Below are 21,753 nucleotides of genomic sequence, written 5' to 3'. Positions count from 1 at the left end.
ACCCTAAATTTTCCCGTATCTTGTGTTCAATTAATTTTAAAACCACTAGGTCTTGTGTTTATTCCTCAAACACTGTGGCATGAATTTTGCCCAGTTCAAACGGTCCATAAACATAAAAATAGATGACAACGGAGCTATGCTAACATGAGCGTAATCACTTCAACTCCTGGTCAACTTCAGGTGATTAAACGCACCGGTGATGTTGCCGCTTTTGATGCAGAAAAAATTTCTGTCGCAATTGGTAAAGCGTTTTTGGCGGTTGAAGGCCAACAAAGCGCTGACTCGAGCCGGATCCATGATCGTATCGAGCAACTGACGGAAATGGTATTAAATACCTTTAAACGTCGTTTACCTTCTGGCGGAACGATTCATATTGAAGAAATTCAAGACCAAGTTGAACTTGCGCTAATGCGTACGGGCGAACAGAAAGTTGCACGCTCTTATGTCATTTACCGTGAACAACGTTCTGAAGCACGTAAACAGTTAGGTGCTCATCATCACCCGACCCTGCAAATTACCGATGCTGAAGGCAAACTCAAGCCACTAGATTTAAGTGCTTTAACTGCGCATGTTACTAAAGCAGCAGAAGGCCTTGAAGGGATTGATGTACAAGCCATTGTCGATGAGACTGTGAAAAACTTGTACAACGGCGTAAAAGAGTCTGACATCTCGACCACGATGATGATGGCGACCCGTACCCGTATTGAGCAAGAGCCTAACTATACGTATGTGACTGCACGTTTATTGCGTGATGACCTGGTTGCGACTGGTTTGAAATTCCTGGGTCTACCTGTAGATACAGTTGAAGGCGATGCGCTGGAAACTTACCTGAAAAAAGGGATTGAGCTTGAGCTGCTTTCTCCAGAATTGTTGAACTTTGACCTGGCGAAACTGGCTGCTGCGATTCAACCGGAACGTTCTAACCAGTTTACTTACCTGGGTCTGCAAACCTTATTTGACCGTTACTTCATCCATTCAGATGGTGTGCGTTTCGAACTTCCGCAATTGTTCTTTATGCGTGTTTCTATGGGCTTGTCGCTCAATGAAGAAAACCGTGAAGACCGTGCAATCGAGTTCTATAACTTATTATCGAGCTTCGATTACATGGCTTCGACGCCTACCCTGTTTAACTCAGGTACGTTACGTCCACAGTTGTCTAGCTGCTACTTAACAACCATTGATGATGATCTGTATGACATTTATGGCGCGATGCGTGATAACGCAATGCTGTCTAAATGGGCAGGTGGTTTAGGTAACGACTGGACACCAGTTCGTGCCTTGAACTCCTACATCAAAGGAACTAACGGTAAGTCGCAAGGTGTAGTTCCGTTCCTGAAAGTAGCGAACGATACTGCTGTTGCGGTTAACCAAGGTGGTAAGCGTAAAGGTGCAGTTTGTGCATACTTAGAAACCTGGCACCTGGACATCGAAGAATTTCTTGAACTGCGTAAGAACACCGGTGATGACCGTCGTCGTACCCATGACATGAACACTGCGAACTGGGTTCCTGACCTGTTCATGCAACGTGTATTCGAAGATGCAGAATGGACTTTATTCACCCCTTCTGAAACGCCTGATCTGCATGATTTGACTGGTGCTGCATTCGCTGAGCGTTATGCACACTACGAAGCGATTGCCAAAGAAACAAACATGTTGCACAAGAAAATCCGTGCAAAAGATTTGTGGCGCAAAATGCTGTCTATGCTATTTGAAACAGGGCATCCGTGGATCACATTCAAAGACGTATGTAACCTGCGCTCACCACAGCAACACGTAGGTGTAGTTCATTCTTCTAACCTGTGTACAGAAATTACTTTGAACACCAGCAAAGAAGAAATCGCGGTATGTAACCTGGGTTCGATTAACCTGGTACAACATGTTCAAGGTGGTGTTCTTGATCGCGAAAAACTGGCACGTACGGTTAAAACAGCCGTTCGTATGCTCGATAACGTGATTGACATCAACTACTACGCTGTTCCGCAAGCACGTAACTCGAACCTGAAACACCGTCCGGTTGGTATGGGTATCATGGGCTTCCAGGATGCACTGTATGAGATGAACCTGGCTTATGGTTCTGATGCTGCGGTTGAGTTTGCTGATGAATCGATGGAAGTGATTTCGTACTACGCGATTTCAACATCTAGCGATTTGGCTGTTGAACGTGGTACATACGAAACATTCAAAGGTTCATTGTGGGATCAAGGTATCCTGCCAATCGACTCGCTTGATCTGGTTGCGAAAACTCGTCCAGAACGCATGTTCGAAGTCGACCGCACTCAACGTCTGGACTGGGATACTTTACGTGCCAAAGTTCAAAAAGACGGTATGCGTAACTCGAATGTGATGGCGATTGCTCCAACTGCTACGATTTCAAACATTTGTGGCGTGTCTCAATCTATTGAGCCTACATTCCAGAACTTATATGTGAAATCTAACTTGTCTGGTGAATTCACTGTGATCAACCCGTACCTGGTACGTGCGTTGAAAGAACGTGGTCTTTGGGATGCGGTGATGGTCAACGACCTGAAACACTTCGAAGGTTCTGTTCAGAAGATTTCCCGTATTCCTGAAGAGCTTAAAGCCATTTTCGCGACTGCATTTGAAGTTGATACACGCTGGATCGTGGATGCTGCATCACGTCGTCAAAAATGGATCGACCAAGCACAGTCTCTTAACCTTTACATCGCTGGTGCAAACGGTAAGAAACTGGACATCACTTACAAGATGGCTTGGTTACGTGGTCTTAAGACAACTTATTACCTTCGTGCATTGGGTGCGACGTCTGCCGAGAAATCAACCATTAACACTGGCGCATTGAACGCAGTTAAACCTGCAACAGTTGCGGCGCCTGTTGTAGCAGCAGCTCCTGTCGTTGAAGCGCAAAAACCTGAAGCTCCTGCAGAGGAAGAAGGTTTTGCACAAGCGGCTCCAGTGCCAATGGCATGTTCAATTGACAATCCTGATTGTGAAGCTTGTCAATAATCTGACAGGTTTTAAATCCTCCCCGACCCTCCTTTAATAAAGGAGGGAGAAAATCCCCCTTTTCAAAGGGGGACTTAGGGGGATTACGAAATTCAGGCAATAAAAAAGCCCTCTAGCGTCCGTCAAAACTAACTAGAAGGCTTTCAATCTCGAAGTGATACCAAGATGGTCACAACGAGGCTGGCATCACAAAATGCGTGAACGGATTGTATCATCGATTCGAGAAACGAGCCAGTAAGAGTCATCTTGAATTTGTAATGGAGATTATCTCTATGGCTACGAAAAAAGTTTCTCGTGATGCAGGAACTGGTCGTTTCGTAACTGAAGGCTATGCAAAAAAGCATCCTAAAACTACAGTTACTGAAACAATCAAGCCTAGTAAATCATCTAAAAAATGATTTAAACGTGAATCCTAGTTTCGGCTAGGATTCACAAACTAAAAGTAAAAGGAAACCTAAATGCCACATATGACTCATAACTACATGTTAGGACTTGCGGCATTGCTGATTTCCTTTGGTATTACCTTTTATTTACCGATTGCTTATTTCTGGTTCAAAGTTCGCCAGCAGCGTAAGCAAAATAAGTAGTGGGGATCATTGCTCCTGTATAAAACTAGAGCATTCATCGACAAAACTTAATTTTGCTTACACAAATTAAGCGTATAGTAAGACATCTCAGCCAAGCTGAATGTCTCATAAAAGATATAAAGCAACGTAGAGAGAATTGATATGTCTATCCTAAGTTGGGACGATTTCGAAGATGATTCGCAAAAACCGGCTGCACCTGAACAGCAGCCTGCGCCCGTCGAGCCGCAAAAAGCGACTAATTCACAGATGGTATCTGATGCAGGCAACGCATCGCCGGATGTGGCAGCTGCACAACCCCTTAGAGCCACTCAAAACCGAGGATCAAATCCAACCGATTCGCTGGCAAGAGCATCTGCTTCCCTAGAGCAGCTTGATGTTGCACCGGGTCTGGAAGAGCTTGAAATGGGTGCGCAACGCGTTCAGGTTGATGACAAGGCGATGATCAACTGTCGTGCAGACTTGAACCAGCTTGTTCCATTCAAATACGAATGGGCTTGGCAGAAGTATCTGGACGGATGTGCAAACCACTGGATGCCACAAGAAGTGAACATGAACCACGACATTGCGTTGTGGAAGTCTGAAAATGGCTTGACTGAAGATGAACGTACCATTGTGATGCGTTCACTTGGTTTCTTCTCGACTGCCGATTCACTGGTTGCAAACAATCTGGTACTGGCGATTTACCGTCATATTACCAACCCTGAATGCCGTCAGTACATCTTGCGTCAAGCGTTTGAAGAAGCGATTCACACACACGCTTACCAGTACTGTATCGAGTCGCTAGGTATGGATGAAGGCGAAGTCTTCAACATGTACCGTGAAGTACCGTCAGTTGCACGTAAAGCTGCGTGGGGCCTGAAATATACTCAGTCTTTAAGTGATCCTACGTTCAAAACCGGCACACCTGAAAATGACCAGATCCTGCTTCGCAACCTGATCGCGTTCTACTGTGTACTTGAAGGTATCTTCTTCTACTGCGGTTTCAGCCAGATTCTGTCTATGGGCCGTCGTAACAAGATGAATGGTGTTGCCGAGCAATTCCAGTACATCCTGCGTGACGAGTCAATGCACCTGAACTTCGGTATCGATATGATCAACCAGATCAAGATCGAAAACCCAGGTTTATGGACCACTGAATTCCAGGAAGAAATCATCCAGATGATTCTTGAAGGTACCATGCTGGAAATCGAATATGCACGTGACACCATGCCACGCGGTGTACTTGGCATGAATGCTGGCATGATGGAAGAATACCTGAAGTTCATTGCCAACCGTCGTCTGGCGCAGTTAGGCTTGCCTGAACAGTTCGCTGGTGTGAACAACCCGTTCCAGTGGATGTCAGAAATGATGGACTTGCGTAAAGAGAAGAATTTCTTCGAGACGCGCGTAACAGATTACCAAACTGGCGGTGCGTTAAGCTGGTAAGGTTTAGCTTAAAATGACACGACATCTGTCATTTTAACTTTAAATAAAAAGCCACCCCTGCGGTGGCTTTTTTATGATCTGATTGATCTGCTGAAATTCTGAAATTTATTTCAACCGATTCCCTGCTTCATCAATAATCATTTCCTCATTTTCCATGCTAAAAGCTGCGCGCTGCGGAGCAGAAAGAATATCTAAAACAACTTCTGATGGTCGACACAATCTCACACCAAGTTCAGTCTGCTGATCTCAACAATCGATATTCTGAACGGGTGGAAAGTGCCGAGGAATTATCGAAACGGGTGAATCAGCAAAAGATCTAGTTTTATCTCAAATCCTCTGATCAACTTTTCAAAACTTAAATATTAAAAAATCCCACTCAGGAAGCGGGATTTTGTTTTTTGAAAATTTAACAGCCCTAAATCATCTGAATTAAAATTCTTTTGTCACACTCAAACCAGCGCTCCAGTTCCGCCCTTCTGCCGGCTCAAAGAAACGGTTATTGCTTTCATTGACAATCACCGAACCAGAATAATCTTTATCAAACAGGTTATCGACACGCGCAAAAGTATTCACTGCCCAATCCTGCATTTTCCAGTGATAACCCACATTGGCGCCAGCAACCGTGTAGCTTGGCGCAGCATCTGAGTTTTTATCATCGACATAGATTTTGTCGCTATAACGAATATCCATACCCGCACGCAAACCCTGTTCAGGTTTCCAACCCAAGCTTAAGAATGCCTGATTCTTGGCAATACCGGGAATATAATTACCTTCTTGAATAGGTGTCGGGCCTTCAACATTTGCAGTGTCTTTATCAAAAGTTGCATCTAAGTAGCTATAACTTGCTTGAGCTGTTAGGTCACGCCATAGATTTTTATTCCAAGATAACTCTACACCCTGTCTTAAAGTCTGATCAGCATTACGGAACGTCGATTTACCGTAATAATTTTTTAAAGGCACGATGTCATCTTCCGTCAATGTATAGAATACGGCTGCGGTAAATTGTCCTAATGTGTTATCTGATTTCAAACCAATTTCATAGGTTTCGCTTTCTGATGCTTTTAAGTTAAAAGGTGTAGAACTCTCAACCGCAGGATATGCCATTTCAGTAAAGGTTGGTGTTTCAAAACCTTGGGCATAGCTTGTATATGCCATAAGTTGAGGAACAATTTGCCAACTTAAAGCAAGCGATGGTAATAATTTTTGATAATCAGTTTTTCCTGAGTTATCACCATTTCTATCTTTTTCCTCATCGGCTTCAACAATATAATGATCTTTAGATTTAAAATGTACATTGCTGTAACGTAAGCCCGCATCAACATTTATAGTATCAGTGACGGCATAAGATGCTTGAAAATAAGGGTCTAAATTCCATAAGGTGTTGTCTTCATCACGGCGTAGTTTACCTTTTACACCAAATTGCGTATCACCGATAAAGTTTTCATAGCCATAACGTTCTTCAGTCATACCGTCAATCGCTACACCAGCAATGAGTTTTAAGTTTGGTAAGACTTCTTTGCCTGTCCAGCGAAAGTCTATGCCGTAGAAATTACGATCAAAATCAATGACACCACCTGCATGATTTGCACCAACTTGTGAGGTATTTGGCGTTGATTGATATTGCGTTACAGAACGCTGTCCAGCATATGCCATAGCGTATAGTTCATGCTGATCATTGATCGGCTTATTCCATGTTAAGCCAGTTTGCACCTGCTCAATTTCTTTACGAGCATTGTATTTGGTGACATTACCAACTACTTGCTTCGGATTGGCTTCCCATTGTGGACGAGTTAAACCACCTGGATCATCTGCTTCAATTTTGACATAGTTATTTATCCAGTTGATTTTAGAACCATCTTCCAGATCCCAGGTCAGCTTGGCATTATTTAGAACTTTATGTGCACTGCTGTGGTCACGAAAACCATCGGTATCGAAATAAGATGAGCTGATGATATAAGCTGGTTCATCGGCATTCTCTGAACCGCCTTGTAAAACCAGCTTGGTCTGCCCTTTGTTCTGACTCCCTGCAGTATGCCCCAGCTCAATCGAGTCAGCACCTTGCCCCTCTCGCGTGGTGGTTAAAATCGCCCCCCCGGAAGAGTTGCCATACAGTGATGAAAATCCACCACCCAATACTTCAATATGGTCCAGACTATTCAAGTCAATATTCGAGGTTTGCCCCTGTCCATCCGGCATTGTTGCAGGGATTCCATCTACATATAAACGCACACCACGCACACCAAAACTGGAACGTGCCCCAAAGCCTCGCATCGAAATTTGTAGGTCTTGGGCATAGTTTTCACGATTGTTTAACTGTAATCCCGGAACGCCTTTTAATGTTTCCGAAAGATTCACATTCATGCTGTTATCTTGTTCTTGATTCAGATAATACACTGACGCCGGTGTGGTCAATCGCTCCCGATCTGTACGGGTCGCTTGAATGACAATCGTGTCTAACCTTTGGACTTCTTGTGTATCATTTTCTGCATAAATGTTCTGACCTGCGCAAGCAATCAGGCAGGACAAGGTCGATCTCACGAATGGAAATTTCGGGCTTTGGTACATAAATGACAGGCCTTATTTGAAAGTGGTTTAATGCGGCAAATACCTTATCGAGATGGCGTACATCTCATGATTCAACTCATTTTGTTTTAAGCATCGATACCAAATAAGTATGCTAATTCGATGACATATAGTTCGCTCAATGAATAGGAATATTTTGAGCTTAAAAATTCTGTGTTCGATAAATTTAGACTTAATTAATCCTTTATCTGAATTTCGCTTAAAATCAGCCATATACAAAGCATATTATTTTAATGCGATCTGAATGAAATTGAGCTTTCAGCAACAAATCAACATCATTTCTCTGTGTCCTTAAAACTCGATGTAGGCATTCAACAATAGCGTATAAAAAAGCCTGACGAATCAGGCTCCTTCATACTGATTTAAAAGTTTAACTATTTATTGTCTGGCAAGGCATAAGCCACCAGAGAGTCACCCATTTTGGTGCCAAAGGAACCATGACCACCCGCCATAATGACCACATACTGCTTGCCATTGGCTTCATAAGTCATTGGCGTAGCCTGACCACCTGCAGGAAGACGGCCTTTCCACAATTCATCACCGTTGTTCACGTTAATGGCACGGATATAGTTATCTTGAGTTCCGCCCACAAACATCACGTTGCCCGCAGTTGAAATAGGACCACCCAACATCGGCACACCCATTTTGAATGGCGGCAATGGAATGCCCGGCATACTGTCACGAATGGTACCGATGCGGCGTTTCCATGCCACTTCATGAGTATTTAAGTCCACACCTGCAACAAAGCCCCATGATGGCTGTTTACATGGTAGACCGAATGGAGACAGGAACGCACTGATTTCAACGCCATAAGGCACACCATACATCGGTTGAACGCCGGCTTCTGTACCTGCACCTTTAGCCGTCTTAGGACGGTTCGGATCTTGAGGAATCAGTTTTGATACAAATGGCAGGCCAATCGGGTTGGTTAATGCAATTTGACGGTCCGGATTCACCGACATACCACCCCATTCAAACACACCCAAATTGCCCGGGAAGACCAGTGTCCCATTTTCAGAAGGTGGTGTATAAATGCCATCGTAATTCAGTTTATGGAATGCAACACGGCAGACCAACTGGTCAAACATGGTCGCACCCCACATCTGTTTATCGGTCAATTTATCTTGTGGCGCCAGATTAAAATCAGAGAACGGTTGAGTTTTAGAATAGAACTCACCTTTGGTTTGGGGTCCACGTTTCACAGATTGTGGTACCGGTTTCTCGGTAATCGGCACAATCGCTTTACCATTACGGCGATCCAGCACAAAAGCATTCCCGGTTTTGGTCAAGACATAAATGGCTGGAACCATATTGCCATTTTTATCTTTAATCTCGGTCAATGTCGGCTGTGAAGGTACGTCCATATCCCACAAATCATGATGGGTAGTCTGGAAGTTCCATACCAGCTTACCGGTCGTTGCATTCAAGGCCAGCATCGAGTTGGCATAACGCTCGTCCAGTTCAGTCCGGTGACCACCGTAAATATCCGGGGTACCGACACCCGTTGGTACGTAGACGATATCCAGCTCTGCATCATAGGCCAAAGGTGCCCAAGCATTTGGAGAGTTATGTACAAATTTTTGACCCGGTGCAGGAATCAAATTCGGATCTTCAGCGCCTGTGTCAAATACCCAAAGCAGTTCACCGGTATTGACATCATAACCACGGATCACACCCGATGGTTCTTCAGTTGAATAGTTATCTGTAGTTGAACCCGCAATAATGATCGTAGTGCCGGTTACTACAGGCGGTGAGGTTGGAATATAACCGCCTGGATATGGGAATGGCATATCTTTTTGCAGATCAACTTCGCCATTTTTACCAAAGTCAGAGCAGACTTTACCGGTGGTTGCATTTACCGCAACCAGACGCCCATCATTGACCGGTAAAATGACTTTTTGCGGACATTCAGCCGATGTGGTTTTCTTAGCAGCAAGACTGCTTTCAAAACCAGCCGTATTGTTGACATCATAATAAGATACACCACGGCAGGTTAAATGCTGATAGGTATGATCAGCTTTCAACTTTGGATCATAGGTCCATTTCGCCTTACCGGTTGCCGGATCAAGCGCAGTCAATTTCTGGTGAGTGGTACAGATGTACATGTTGTCACCCACCTTAATTGGGGTAACCTGATTGGTGGTTTCACCCGAGTCATTTTCAGTCTTGAATTCGCCCGTGTGATATTCCCAAGCCACCTGCAAATCTTTGACATTTTCAGTATTAATCTGCTTTAAGGGTGAATAACGCAAACCGGACTGGGTACGGCCATAAGCCGGCCAGTCTTCATCTGCCACACCGGGAATTGGCTGGTGAGTTGCAGGCTGCTGGGATTTTAATTCACCGCGAATTTCTTGCGGGTCATTAAATACAGCATAAATCATGACAGCGATGGTAATGGCCAGTGAACCACCCAGGGCAATTTTCGCACCTTTGCTTTGATCAAAACCGCGTGTTACCGCCGGAATCAGCAGGGCCAGACCAAACAGCCCTAAAATATCTAAACGCGGCGCAAGTGCAAAGAAATCTGAACCGACTTCCCACAGCCCCCACACCACTGTCGCCAAAACGAATATGGCATAAACAAGGAGTGCAGCACTTTTTCGTTTATACAAGAGAACTGCGGTCGCAATAAAGAGAATACCTGCAATGATGTAGTACCAAGACCCACCCAGCACTGCAAGATAAATCCCTCCAATCAGCAGTCCTATACCGAAAACAGCGGCAATGACCGCTAAAATCGTTTTCAGTACCGAACCTGATGATGAAGTATTCATATTGAACACCTATAAAAGTTTTTTTGAAAGTCCATGCACATGACAGGCATGAGCACCCTTATTGTTAAATTCTGAGTTATAAATACATCAATGTCTTAAGCAGGCATTGCCCATTACTGCAACAAAGTACCTAGAGATTCAATAGTGTATTTGCAACTAAAAACTATGTTTTAAAATGACGTATTAAACTTGATTCCGCCCACCCATACATTTTCACCGTCTTTGTCCGCACCGACGTGACGCACATATTGCACATTCGGGCGAATAGTGAGCCAGTTGGTGGCATGTAAGCCATAATAAATTTCTGCATCGATTTCTTGATGATGGTCAGCACTGACATCGTCATTCATGTTGATGCGTGCAATACCAAATGCGATTTCATCTTGAGGGCGTGAATCCATTGCACCCTTATAAACCAGTCCAATATTTTGCATATCGCTGACGGTATTGGTTTTGGAGTCATGCACTGTCGCATTTATAAAGCCGGTCAAACCACGCGAAGTATCTCCGTCATGTGCAGTCAATTGTTGCTTGGCAACGATCCAGCCACCGTGGTGGTGATCTGTTTGATCTGGATTGGAAATGACTTCAGCATCCGCTGTACTGTAGTAATAACCGGCACGATATTCACCCGGTAGTTTCTGTTCACCCAGTTTAGGCGTCCAAACCACTTCTGCAGGAAGCATTGCCCCTTTAGAACCATCCGTACTCAGATTAAACCCTTTACCACGTTCCAGATTCTCAGGGTTGTACTCATAAACCCCGACCTGGGCATAAAATTCAGGGTTAATGTTGTATTTGACTCGTGCAGCCCATTGGCTTACCGGCCAGTTGTACCACTGATCGCCAACCCAATTCCCGACTTGTGAACCGCATAGGGCCAGATTCTGGAAATCGCAGTCAAAACTGTTGAAGTCTTCGCCTTCACCAAAGCGTCCGACTTTCACATCCAGTTTTTGTTCCAGGAATTTTTTCTTGATCCATAAATCAGTCAGACGCCAGGTTTGACCACGGCCCCAGACCTCTTGCACTGAACTCAGATGGTCGTTTAAAGCAGCAGTGCTTTGAGACAGTGACTGACCATTACGCTGGGTGACAGTAATTTGCGCTTCGGTATCTTGCCAACCTGCAATCTTTGCCAGATCCAGATGTGCCCCAAAAACAAACTGGTCCGCATATTCAGTTCTATGGCTTGAAGATCTTTGCGCATCAATCAGGCTTGCCATTTCACCCGTATAACCAAAACTGAAATCATAGCCCTGATTTTGGAGTGCTGTACGTTGCCCGTTCCAGTCACCGAGCATCCACGGGCTTTCCGAACTGAAAGCAGCTTCAGCATGCACAGTGGTCGTGGTTAAGATGAAAGAGGCACAGCAAAGGTAAACGGCCTTCGATAATGGGGAGAGATACATTGAATGTGATACCTTCATCACAATATGAAGCTTTTTATTATACGCCTGTTGATTTTAAAAAATCATTACTAATAGATAAAAAGTATGAATAAAATGTTGTATTTATTAGTATTATTATATACTTTTTGTAAATTTAAATATTATAAGTATTTGTTTATCATCATATTAAATTTAATAACACCAAACCATAGCTCCAAAGAAAAATTTGATATTCATCAGATAGATTTAGCTTTAATTTCTTATAAAAGATTCAGAGATAAATCAGCTCCATTACTATTTAATTTTCTTCATTGCAAATCATGCAACGCTACATTTTTTGTTGATTGAATACTGAATCACTATTGCGATAAGGCTTTTAAAAACATGAGAAAATTACTGTCATTCCACTATGATTTTTTAAAAATTAGATTATGCTAAAGTTATTCTGATAAGAAATTGCGTCGCTTTAAAACAATAATCTGGCTTAATAGACGAGAGCAAGCATGAAAGGTTCAATCCTTGATTTTTCTATTCAACACAATACCGGTTTTATCTCGGGGGATGATAATCAGCGCTATAGCTTTAATGGCGCAGACTGGCGTAGTGAGCGTCCACCTTCACGCGGTGATCGGGTCGATTTTATCGTAAATGTCGCGGGTGAAGCCTCTGAAGTTTATCTGGCCTTAGGTAGTTCTATTTATCTGGGAGAAAAAATTTCCACTCAGCTCGGCAAATATTCAAATCTGGATCAGGCCGAGGAAAATTACAGCAGCATTGACTGGTTTGTAAAATGTCTGACCAACTATGCAAACTTTTCCGGCCGCGCACGCCGTAAAGAATTTTGGTTCTTTATGCTGTTCTGTGTAATTTTAGGCATTATTGCTGAGGTAATTGATACAGTTTTAGGCACTAAACCACTGGTAAATAGCCTGCTTAATCTGGTACTTCTAGTCCCAAGTCTGGCCGTTGGCGCGCGTCGCTTGCATGATGTAGGACGCTCTGGTTGGTGGCAATTACTGACGCTTACCGTGATTGGTATACTGGTACTGATCTGGTGGTGGGCAACTGAAACCAAGCAACAAAACAATGAATATGGTGCTCCTGCCAAATAACCGAACCTTACAAATCCCGTCTTGATGCGGGATTTGTTTATCGATTATTTAATGATTAAATATCAGCAAAATCAGACTTTCTCCATGCTGCAAGATCAATTAGTGAAATTTCCAGATGCTGTATGGGTGCAAATCTATAAAGATAAAATGCAGCTGATGAATATAGACGGCACGATTACGCATACCCTGCTACCGAATGTACCTTATGCCCATCCGCGGAGCATTATTGCCGACTTTGATGCAGCCTCAGTGACGCTGAAACAGCTGTTACCCTCATCGATGATGAAGAAACTATTTAGCCCTATAGCGTTGCTGCAAATCATGGATCTGCCTGAAGACGGCTTAACCGAAGTTGAAAAACGCGCATTACTCGAACTCGGTTATGAAAGTAGCGTGCAAAATGTCATCCTGTTTGACCATGCAGGAAATGCACTGACCAAAGCCAGAGTTCCACCCCAACATCGAATGACGATCATCAATATTTTACTGGTGATTATCATTATGGTGGTGTTGGCATCGACCTGGTTTTTGACGCTTTAAATGTTCTTGTAAGAGCAAAAATCCCGCATGCTGCGGGATTTTTATCGAGATAACAATCTAATAAGAGAGTTGATCTGTATAGATGAACCAGTTTATAAACAAAAACATTTATCAAAATCAGCTCAAATAAAATAAGCAAAAATTAGGATTTATTTAAAATAATCTAGCAACTGATTAAAGCGGTCTATTTTATATTTAGGTTGTGCCAGTGCTAATTCTTCCTGACTGCCATAACCATAACTTACCGCAATAGTATCAATACCATTGTGACGGGCACCAAAAATGTCATGCTCACGGTCACCCACCATCAGGCATTGATCGGCCTGTAATTTTTGCTGCTCTAAAATATACTGAATCAGCTCAGCTTTATTGGTTCGCTCGCCATTCAGCTCACTACCATAAATGTCGGTAAAATACTGGGCCAGATCAAAATGTTCCAGAATCTGTTTGGCATACACTGTCGGTTTTGCTGTAGCGACAAACAAGCGATAACCACGGCGTTTCAGTTCTGCCAGCGTTTCTGCTACACCCTCAAAAACATGATTTTCATAGAGACCCTTGACTGCAAAGCGCTCCCGATAACCCATCAAGGCCTGTTCAGCCAGAACATGATCGGCCTCAACATTTAAAATTTTGGCAAGCGAGGCTTTTAAGGGCGGACCAATAATCCAGTCGATATTGATCTCGTCACTAATCGGATGACCGATCTTTTCCAGACCATAGCGTGCAGACGTCGTAATCCCCACTTTCGGATCGGTTAATGTCCCATCCAGATCAATTAAAATATTCTTAATCACCGCCCATCCCCTCTCATTAGTACCGATATAAATTAATATCGAGAGTTCATTCAAATTTGCCTATACTAATGCAATTTTAGTGAATGAAGGACATCATTTTGCGCCCTACCGTACTTTGCTTTTCCGGTTTAGACCCTTCAGGTGGAGCCGGCCTTCAAGCAGATATTGAAGCCATTGGTCAAAGTGGTGCACATGCGGCAATTGCCTGCACAGCCCTCACTATTCAAAATTCACAGCAGGTTTTTGGTTTCGAAGCCACTTCCAGAGAATTGCTGTTGGCACAGGCCAATGCGGTGGTCAATGACCTGCCCATTCGTTGCGTAAAATCTGGCATGTTAGGCACCACAGACAATATCGCAGCACTGGCCGAGTTTCTGGCTGCACATCCAGATTATCTGTATGTGCTGGATCCGGTTTTGGTCGCGAATAGTGGCGGTTCGCTGGGTAATCAAGAAACGCTGGTCAAAGCATTTACCCAGTTGATTCCATTAGCCACTATCTTAACGCCGAACACGGTTGAACTACGCGCCCTGACGGGTGAGCAAGACCTCAAACTGGCCACTCAAAAATTATTTGAAATGGGTGCACAGGCAGTTTTGGTCAAAGGTGGCCATGAAAATACGCCAGATTACATTCAGAACAGCCTATATATCGCAGGTGAGCTGGTCAACGAAACTCGCTGTCCACGTCTGCCAGGTGAATATCATGGTTCAGGCTGTTCACTGGCCAGTTTCATTGCCGGACGTCTGGCCATGGGTGATCAGTTGAAAACTGCGGTACAGCATGCTGAAACCTGGTTATTTGGGGTATTAAAAAATGCTGAAATTCCTGTTCCAAATGGCCAGAGAATTCCAAAGCGTTTTTAAGATCACACTTCTTAAAATCAAAACTAAAAAAGCCTGAGTCATTCAGGCTTTTTTATCACTGCTATTTTTTAAACAATACTATTTGGCCTGATAAATGATTTTGCTTACATAGGTCGGTAAATTCCAAGCACCACCGGCGAAGCCTTTGCATTGTACGGTCAGACCACTGAAGCTTTTGACAAATTTCTTGCCATTCCAGGCCCATTCGTTCTGACTCAGACAATCGCCCAAACCACGCACTTTATGCCCGGAAAATATCTGGCCTTGGTTAAATGTTTCTCCCGAGGTCGTCACCAACTGTTTAAATTGCTTGTTTCGATCCATCAGCCAGAAGCCACTACCCATATTATAAGCCCCACGCCAGCATGGAATCTGAATCAGTTGATTCTGGGCATTAATGGGATAAATGGTCATAACATCATCATCCAGAAAACGCTGGCTAAACAGCAAATCACATTGATCTTCCTTGGTGGTGGCTTGCAGTTTTCGAATCATCTGCTGACTTGTTGCCGTATTCAGTTTTGCTTGAGTGACTTTGCCTGACTGATATTTTGGTATCTGAATTTTCGGTATCGCTGCAGCTTTGAGCACCGCCTGATTGGATTTTTTCCCCGGCCTGATCAAGGCTGAGGGCGTAGAAAGTCGACGCTGAAATTCATCCATCTTGAGTAAAACGGCACTGGCACCGGAAGTCGACAGGTTCCAGCGTGATTGCGTATTCTTAAATACAACCGGAGCTGTTCCCTGTACAGCTTTTAGCAAGGCTCGCGTTTGATCAGTACTGAGTTGCCCTATTCCCTCCCGATTCAGACCAATCACACCATAAGGTGTGCTGGCAATTTGTAGCTGAAGCTGTCGTGTAGGTGTGGCAGCAGCTAAGGGTAAAATCTGGACTTGGGCTTTGATACTACTGTTTGCACCCGCAGCACGCTCTAGTAGCACCGAAACCGGCTGATCAATATCTTGATCCGATTGATAACCGGCAGCGCGGCAGGTGCCGGTATTATCACAGGCAATTTCCCAGTCTTTATGTAAAAAATGTAGGTCCTGCATGGCCGCTAGACTTAATGAGCTAATACTGGCTAGACTAAATATGATACTCATAATTTTGATGCTGTAGATCCATTTTTGTTTCATCATCTAGTCCTTATTTAAAATGCTTGCCGAGGTGGCTGGCTGCATCTGCTCAATCTGCTTCTGTTTATCTTTTTTCTTGCGCTCATTGCTCAAAGTCGCCATTAAATCCTGCGCCAAAGCCTTAAGTAGAATCATATCTTCGGCCTGCATCTGTCTCGGTTGTTTATCCAGCAGACATAGACTCCCAAGCGCAATTCCATTTTTATCTTTTAAAGGCACACCAGCATAGAAACGGATATGATGCTGTCTTAATTCTGACAGATGTGGAAAGCGCGGGTCACGCTGCAAGTCTTCTATCACCAAAGGCTCATTCTGATAGAGCAAATGGGTGCAGACTGAATCCTTGCACATTTGTCGGGTTGCAACAGGCTCCTGAGTAAAAGGACTGATTGGAATATACATTTCATGCTGATTCAGCCAGGAAATTTGTGCGTAATCAACGTCAAAGGCTTGACGGGCTTCTTCAATATATTGTTTATAAAGGGTCTGATGACGATGATCCAATAACCCCAATTCATTTAAAGCCTGCTGCCGTTCTTTTTCATTCTTGATCTCCAGATTCTCAAACCAGCTTTCGCCTTCATTCAAGGTATAAGTTTCGATAGTCAGAATCAGATCATCGACATTATTGACCAGTGCCTGCAGCTCAAAACGTTGTTGCAGTTCATCCAGAAGCTCCAGCTGCATCACACTCCAAGTCGCAAAAATGATTTTCAGCTCAGGATATTGCTGCGCCAGTCTATATTTCAGCAACCGAATCTGTGCCGCAGGCGCATGATGAAAAATAGACACACATAAAATCTTGAGCGAAGCTGGTAATACAATACCCTTTCCTGATTCACTCGATTGAATCAGCACATCCAGATCATTTCGGGCAGCAATATTTTTGAGATTTAGGGCATGCGCCAACATGGCAGAAATCTGGGTGTCAATTTCCCAACGCGCACCAACACAATAAACTTCGGGCTGCTCGGCACTCATCTTACTCGGATAGGCTTTTTGAAATGCATGATTAAAGAACTGCAAGCCCTGATAAAGACGCAACCGGTGTTCGGCAGTGACATCGGTATCATGTCCTTGAGAATAAATCCGAATGGCTGGAATGGCCACTTCGCCATAGAACATTTGGACACGACGAGCTACCTCCTCTGCACTGGGCTTTTTCGGTAATTGCGCACAGATGTAATCATTGGCTACCTGCATTGCATCATTGACTTCATCAGCCACCAGTCGTTGGTAAAAGCGTTCGGAGGGTGACAATACTGGCGTACTGCCAAGTAAGGTTTTGACAAAACCCAGTGCCGGTACATAATTGGACAAAACCAGCAGGCAGGCAGTCAAAGGCGTCGACAAGATCAGCCCTACCGGTCCCCAGAGGGTGGTCCAGAACGTAGCAGCCAGAATAATTGCCAAAGTAGACAGACCGGTACTTTCCCCATACAGCCAAGGTTCAATCACGTTATTGCTGATGAGTTCCAGCACCAGTATCAAGGCCACAGTCCAGAGCACCATGTCCCAGCCCGGATCAACGGCGAAAGCCAGTGTAATCGGGAAAATAGCTGAAACGATCGGGCCAACATAGGGTACAAAACGCATAACCACCGCGACCAGCCCCCACATGATCGCTGCTGGCACGCCAATCAATAACAGCCCAATCGCCATGGGAATACCATAAGTGACATTGACCAGCAGCTGCATGCGCAAATAGGTCCCGATACTTTTGCCGGCATCATCCAGCGCATCGGTGCCGATATTCAGATTACCGCCCAAGAGTTTTAGAAAGCGGTCATGCAGGTCTTTGCCATTGAATAAAATCAATACCATAAACAGGAACACAATCCCGATAATCGCCAACGGATTCAGGATTTTATTCAACCAGTCTAGCGCAGCCTCTTCACTCGTTGGCTCTAGGCCCACGACTTTGACATTCTGCACATTCGGGTCTTCTGTTTCCTGTTCTTGGGTGTCTATCGAATTTTCTACCGTGTCAAAGGTCTGGATCGCACCGTCCCACATACTCGGTCCCTGACGATAATTTTCGAGCATTTTCAGTTTTTGCTGGATGGTGTCCTGATATTGCGGCAGTTCCTGACTCAGCTTGCCAAGCTGCACCCCCAGATAAGTTGCAGTGCCGCCCAGAAATGACAAGGTCAGGCACATGACCAGGCCAATCGCCGCCCATTGGGGACAGCCCCAGCGCTTTAAACGGGAAACCAGAGGAGAAAGTAAAAATGCCAGCAGAATGGCCAAAGCCAGCGGAATAAAAATATCACGGCCAAAATACAACGCCGTCATGACGACAGCAGCAATTACAAAGCCTGCCATCATTCTGAGTGCATGTTGGGTGCGCTGCCGCTCGGACTGATCCGGCATCAATACTTCAGTCTGTTGTTGCAGGTTGGCCTGTCTTGGTTTTACTTGACTGTTCTTGTTGTTATCCACCTGAAAAGTCCTAAAATATTATTCCTTCAACATAATTTAGGACTTTCTATATTTTTGTTACAAAGGTATTCCTGTAATCATTTGCAAAGATATTTCACTTAAATCTTTTCAGGTAAATAGATTAACTCACGCTTTTGATCCGGCGCATTTTCCGGGTTTCGAGTTGCACAGGGACTGAAGTATGTTGATGCAGCAATTGCCATTTGCCCTGCTGCTTGCTCAGGCACATGCTGACCCGACACCAGCCCAGCTGGAAAATCGGTTCAATCACCGCATAACTCACCCGTACATAACCATCGACTACAGCCAGATCAGAAGTGACATGAATATTAAGGTCTTGGCGTTCGATGCGTATGCCTTCCGGTATAAATGCCCGATATTGCTGCCAGAGTGCCTGATAGGCTTCGACACCTTTCACTTCCATACTGACATCGACCAGACGGATATCGGGTCGGCATAATTGAACAATATCCTGAATTTCAAGTCTGGCTACGGCATTATCCCACTCCTGAAGAAATGCCATGACTTCCTGAGCCAATTTTTCATCCCCAAAAACCTGCATAAAATTTCCTTCAACCGGACAAGTCAGACCTGAAATCTGGGATTCAATTAACCGACCGGATTTCTGATCTTTTTGTTCTTATTATTTTGCCTATGCTAAAGCGTTATTCTCGCTTTGCTCTTCCCACTGCCGGATTGGATACAGCTCACCTGAAGATTATTTTTTAAAGTATTTTTATTTTAATCAGGATGAATATGCTGTTTCTAGATTGGATGATTCAAAAATCAGCAGCGATTAAAAGTTACTTTAGAACTTTTATCGCATGCCTGTAAATGACATAAAGCGTCATTTAAAAATAGAAATAATTTTAGATCTGAATAAAATAGCGAGCTGTTACAGACCAAGTCGATCTGTTTATAAATTTCGTATGGCATTGATAAAGTTTCAAGGCATTTGATCCATGTCATCTCAGCAAATAAAAGCCATCATTCAGATAACAGCTTTACGATAAGTCTGCTTTGGCATTTCAATGATTTCGACACAAAGCTGTATTTTTAATTCAGGTTGTGGCGCAATATATTGCTGCATGACATCGAGCACCAATTCGGAAATTGCCTGACGAACTTCGACACTGCGCCCACTCAACAGTGAAACTTTGGCATGCACATAGGCCTGATCTTTAACCACATTTAGTCCAATCACATACGCATGCTGCATAATCGCACGACTTTTTAAATCATTGGGATCAGTGACATGGCCGGCGTTAAAAAGTGCCTGATGGATCGCGACCAATAAGGGTTTGATCTCGATATGTTGCAGATTGTCAGAATATTCCAGATGCAGGTGCGGCATTAAAGGGATCTCGGATCGAAAATGTGAGGACTAGGGCGGTAGAAAAATGATCAGCCCAGAATTTCAGCATTAATGAGAATAATACGATTAATCAACCGTATTATTCTCTCTTCAGAATTTTAGTCTAGGGCTAAATTTAGGCTTTCTTGACATATTCGGATTTCAGTTTCATCGGGCCGATCCCCTCGATTTTACAATCGATATCATGCCCATCTGCAGCATCAGGCAGCAAGCGGATACTTTTGACTTTGGTACCTACTTTCACCACTGAAGATGAACCTTTGATTTTCAGGTCTTTAATCACCGTTACACTATCACCATCTGCCAGCACATTGCCATTGGCATCCTTAATGATCACTTGTTCTTCAGTGACTTCACCTTCTTTCCACTCGTGTGCGCATTCAGGACAGATCAGTAGATCACCATCTGCATAGGTATATTCAGATTGACATTTTGGACAGTTTGGCAGACCCATAAGAACCTCGAAAAAAGAGAAAAATTAAATAAATGAAACAAATAAGCTCACAGTATAGCATCTTTGTCAGGCGCGCTGATGGAGAGGACATTGGGATGAAACCAACACAGGAGATCCAAGGAATTAATTGTCTGAAATCTGCGGATTAACCAGCAAAGACAGGAGTTGCAGTGATTCCTGCCAGCTCAAATGACACACCGCCGGCGGCACCACATCCGGATAACCTACCTGAATAATATGCAAACCGGTACCGATTGACACTTTTTCAAAGATGATCGTCACCTCTATTTCACCCTGCAAGTCGGGGGTAGAAAACTGATCGGTATAGCGCAGCAGCTGATTGGGAATGACCTCATGATAAATGCCATGAAAATGATGCTGGGTTCCGGTAGAAAAATTGGTAAAGGTGGTTTTATAGCTGCCGCCGGGTTTGACTTCCGCATGTTCTACTTTGGCAATAAAGCCATGTGGTGCCAGCCATTTGGCCAGTGCATCCGGATGCACAAAGGCACGATACACCCGCTCCGGTGGTGCGCTGAACACACGATGCATTTTTAAGGTGTAACTCATTTTTTCTTGTCCTTTGTTGTTATTATTTTTTTATTGCAGGATATTCCCTGCATTTGTTGTGGCTAAATTATCAGCCTGAGTTAAGTACTCATCTGAGTTATTTTATCCAGTTTTGAGCTGGCTATATATAATGAGTATGTATCTATACTCAAGCTCAAATCTTCATATAACGATTAAATAGAGCAATAAAAAAACCCGGCAGCACCGGGTTTCTTACTTTAAATCATTTAAATACAAGCATGCTCAGCTACTACGCAGGCTGCCCTCTTCGTCATCCAACTCATCATCATAGACATAGGCCATGCAACCCCAACCATCATATTCACCCTGAAATTGTGCCGCGATTTTGCTGAACCATTGTTCCAGATCCACGATATCTTCGTAAGCAGGTTCCATATACACATAAATCGTGATGATCCATTCCAGGGTATCGCTTTCTTCGTCCTGAAACAGGCTGATTTTTTGCTCTTCTTTTAATAGATGCAAGGCACAACGATCCGCCTGCGCTTCATCCGCAAAGGCAATCGAAAATTCAATTTCATGTGCCTCTTGCAAGTCGTCGCCATCCTGATGCATTTGCCACAGTACATTGCCATTTTCATCGTCCGGGAATTGATTGTAATCACGTGACATAGAAGTATCCTTATTATGATGCTGTTTTATTCTGCATTTAAGATTAGCTGATTTTTGTACAATTATCGAGATACAGACAAAA

Annotated in this window: 18 protein-coding genes and 2 pseudogenes; 8 read left to right on the top strand and 12 right to left on the bottom strand. The window is 43.8% G+C overall.

What is annotated here, in order from left to right; genetic code table 11:
- Positions 1-144 precede the first annotated feature (144 nt).
- From H0S56_RS03280 to H0S56_RS03275, 4 genes are all read left to right on the top strand, one after another.
- Positions 145-2,982, top strand: coding sequence for a ribonucleoside-diphosphate reductase subunit alpha (locus H0S56_RS03280; RefSeq protein WP_044111087.1), 2,838 nt, complete (start codon positions 145-147; stop codon positions 2,980-2,982).
- Between the two features lie 272 nt (positions 2,983-3,254).
- On the top strand, positions 3,255-3,380 hold the full coding sequence (locus H0S56_RS14405; protein WP_004732081.1) for a hypothetical protein: 126 nt from the start codon (positions 3,255-3,257) through the stop codon (positions 3,378-3,380).
- A gap of 60 nt (positions 3,381-3,440) precedes the next feature.
- Positions 3,441-3,569: a hypothetical protein gene (locus H0S56_RS14400; RefSeq protein ID WP_004645881.1), complete on the top strand. Its 129-nt coding sequence runs from the start codon at positions 3,441-3,443 to the stop codon at positions 3,567-3,569.
- 141 nt (positions 3,570-3,710) lie between these two features.
- A complete protein-coding gene (locus H0S56_RS03275; protein ID WP_004645882.1) occupies positions 3,711-4,994 on the top strand; it encodes a ribonucleotide-diphosphate reductase subunit beta in 1,284 nt (427 codons plus the stop codon).
- A gap of 105 nt (positions 4,995-5,099) precedes the next feature.
- Here the strand turns inward: H0S56_RS03275 and H0S56_RS14280 are convergent.
- Positions 5,100-5,231, bottom strand: a pseudogene (locus H0S56_RS14280) (arsenate reductase (glutaredoxin)); the annotation flags it as partial.
- Here H0S56_RS14280 and H0S56_RS14275 point away from each other — a divergent pair.
- Positions 5,228-5,314, top strand: a pseudogene (locus H0S56_RS14275) (arsenical resistance protein ArsH); the annotation flags it as partial. The pseudogenes H0S56_RS14280 and H0S56_RS14275 overlap by 4 nt on opposite strands.
- 109 nt (positions 5,315-5,423) lie before the next feature.
- On the opposite strand, the gene H0S56_RS03270 reads toward H0S56_RS14275, so the two are convergent.
- The 3 genes from H0S56_RS03270 to H0S56_RS03260 all read right to left on the bottom strand — a co-directional run bounded on the left by H0S56_RS03270 (position 5,424) and on the right by H0S56_RS03260 (position 11,766).
- On the bottom strand, positions 5,424-7,559 hold the full coding sequence (locus H0S56_RS03270; RefSeq protein WP_195725649.1) for a TonB-dependent receptor: 2,136 nt from the start codon (positions 7,557-7,559) through the stop codon (positions 5,424-5,426).
- Positions 7,560-7,951: 392 nt separating this feature from the next.
- The gene (locus H0S56_RS03265; protein WP_195725648.1) at positions 7,952-10,354 is read right to left on the bottom strand and encodes a glucose/quinate/shikimate family membrane-bound PQQ-dependent dehydrogenase; all 2,403 of its coding nucleotides are present in this window, start codon (positions 10,352-10,354) and stop codon (positions 7,952-7,954) included.
- Between the two features lie 170 nt (positions 10,355-10,524).
- Positions 10,525-11,766, bottom strand: coding sequence for a carbohydrate porin (locus H0S56_RS03260; protein ID WP_195726044.1), 1,242 nt, complete (start codon positions 11,764-11,766; stop codon positions 10,525-10,527).
- Between the two features lie 482 nt (positions 11,767-12,248).
- On the opposite strand from H0S56_RS03260, the gene H0S56_RS03255 reads away from it, so the two are divergent.
- Both H0S56_RS03255 and H0S56_RS03250 read left to right on the top strand, forming a co-directional pair.
- Complete coding sequence (locus H0S56_RS03255; RefSeq protein WP_085064644.1) at positions 12,249-12,857, top strand: DUF805 domain-containing protein; 609 nt, start codon at positions 12,249-12,251, stop codon at positions 12,855-12,857.
- Between the two features lie 24 nt (positions 12,858-12,881).
- Positions 12,882-13,397, top strand: coding sequence for a hypothetical protein (locus H0S56_RS03250; RefSeq protein WP_085064643.1), 516 nt, complete (start codon positions 12,882-12,884; stop codon positions 13,395-13,397).
- A 149-nt stretch (positions 13,398-13,546) separates the two neighbouring features.
- Here the strand turns inward: H0S56_RS03250 and H0S56_RS03245 are convergent, their stop codons facing one another.
- Complete coding sequence (locus H0S56_RS03245; protein ID WP_195725647.1) at positions 13,547-14,194, bottom strand: HAD family hydrolase; 648 nt, start codon at positions 14,192-14,194, stop codon at positions 13,547-13,549.
- A gap of 98 nt (positions 14,195-14,292) precedes the next feature.
- Here H0S56_RS03245 and H0S56_RS03240 point away from each other — a divergent pair, with 98 nt between their 5' ends.
- Positions 14,293-15,060, top strand: coding sequence for a hydroxymethylpyrimidine/phosphomethylpyrimidine kinase (locus tag H0S56_RS03240; protein ID WP_195726043.1), 768 nt, complete (start codon positions 14,293-14,295; stop codon positions 15,058-15,060).
- 78 nt (positions 15,061-15,138) lie between these two features.
- Here H0S56_RS03240 and H0S56_RS03235 read toward each other — a convergent pair whose 3' ends face one another.
- The 7 genes from H0S56_RS03235 to H0S56_RS03205 all read right to left on the bottom strand — a co-directional run bounded on the left by H0S56_RS03235 (position 15,139) and on the right by H0S56_RS03205 (position 21,671).
- Positions 15,139-16,197, bottom strand: coding sequence for a DUF1176 domain-containing protein (locus H0S56_RS03235; protein WP_195726042.1), 1,059 nt, complete (start codon positions 16,195-16,197; stop codon positions 15,139-15,141).
- Positions 16,198-16,200: 3 nt separating this feature from the next.
- Positions 16,201-18,639, bottom strand: coding sequence for an AI-2E family transporter (locus tag H0S56_RS03230; RefSeq protein ID WP_195725646.1), 2,439 nt, complete (start codon positions 18,637-18,639; stop codon positions 16,201-16,203).
- Positions 18,640-18,760: 121 nt separating this feature from the next.
- Positions 18,761-19,201: a YybH family protein gene (locus H0S56_RS03225; RefSeq protein ID WP_005252710.1), complete on the bottom strand. Its 441-nt coding sequence runs from the start codon at positions 19,199-19,201 to the stop codon at positions 18,761-18,763.
- Between the two features lie 429 nt (positions 19,202-19,630).
- Positions 19,631-19,993, bottom strand: coding sequence for a 5-carboxymethyl-2-hydroxymuconate Delta-isomerase (locus H0S56_RS03220; RefSeq protein ID WP_195725645.1), 363 nt, complete (start codon positions 19,991-19,993; stop codon positions 19,631-19,633).
- A 136-nt stretch (positions 19,994-20,129) separates the two neighbouring features.
- A complete protein-coding gene (locus H0S56_RS03215; protein WP_004645911.1) occupies positions 20,130-20,468 on the bottom strand; it encodes a zinc ribbon domain-containing protein YjdM in 339 nt (112 codons plus the stop codon).
- 123 nt (positions 20,469-20,591) lie between these two features.
- Positions 20,592-21,038 carry an SRPBCC domain-containing protein gene (locus H0S56_RS03210; RefSeq protein ID WP_004732106.1) on the bottom strand — a complete coding sequence of 149 codons (447 nt, stop codon included), beginning with the start codon at positions 21,036-21,038 and terminating at the stop codon, positions 20,592-20,594.
- A gap of 243 nt (positions 21,039-21,281) precedes the next feature.
- Positions 21,282-21,671 (bottom strand): ribonuclease E inhibitor RraB, encoded by a 390-nt coding sequence (locus H0S56_RS03205; RefSeq protein ID WP_004732107.1) that lies wholly within the window; start codon positions 21,669-21,671, stop codon positions 21,282-21,284.
- Positions 21,672-21,753 lie beyond the last annotated feature (82 nt).

The sequence above is a fragment of the Acinetobacter lwoffii genome (assembly GCF_015602705.1).
GTDB lineage: Bacteria > Pseudomonadota > Gammaproteobacteria > Pseudomonadales > Moraxellaceae > Acinetobacter > Acinetobacter lwoffii_E.
Note: the sequence above shows the minus strand (reverse complement) of the source record. Positions and strands in the feature narration are given on the sequence as shown.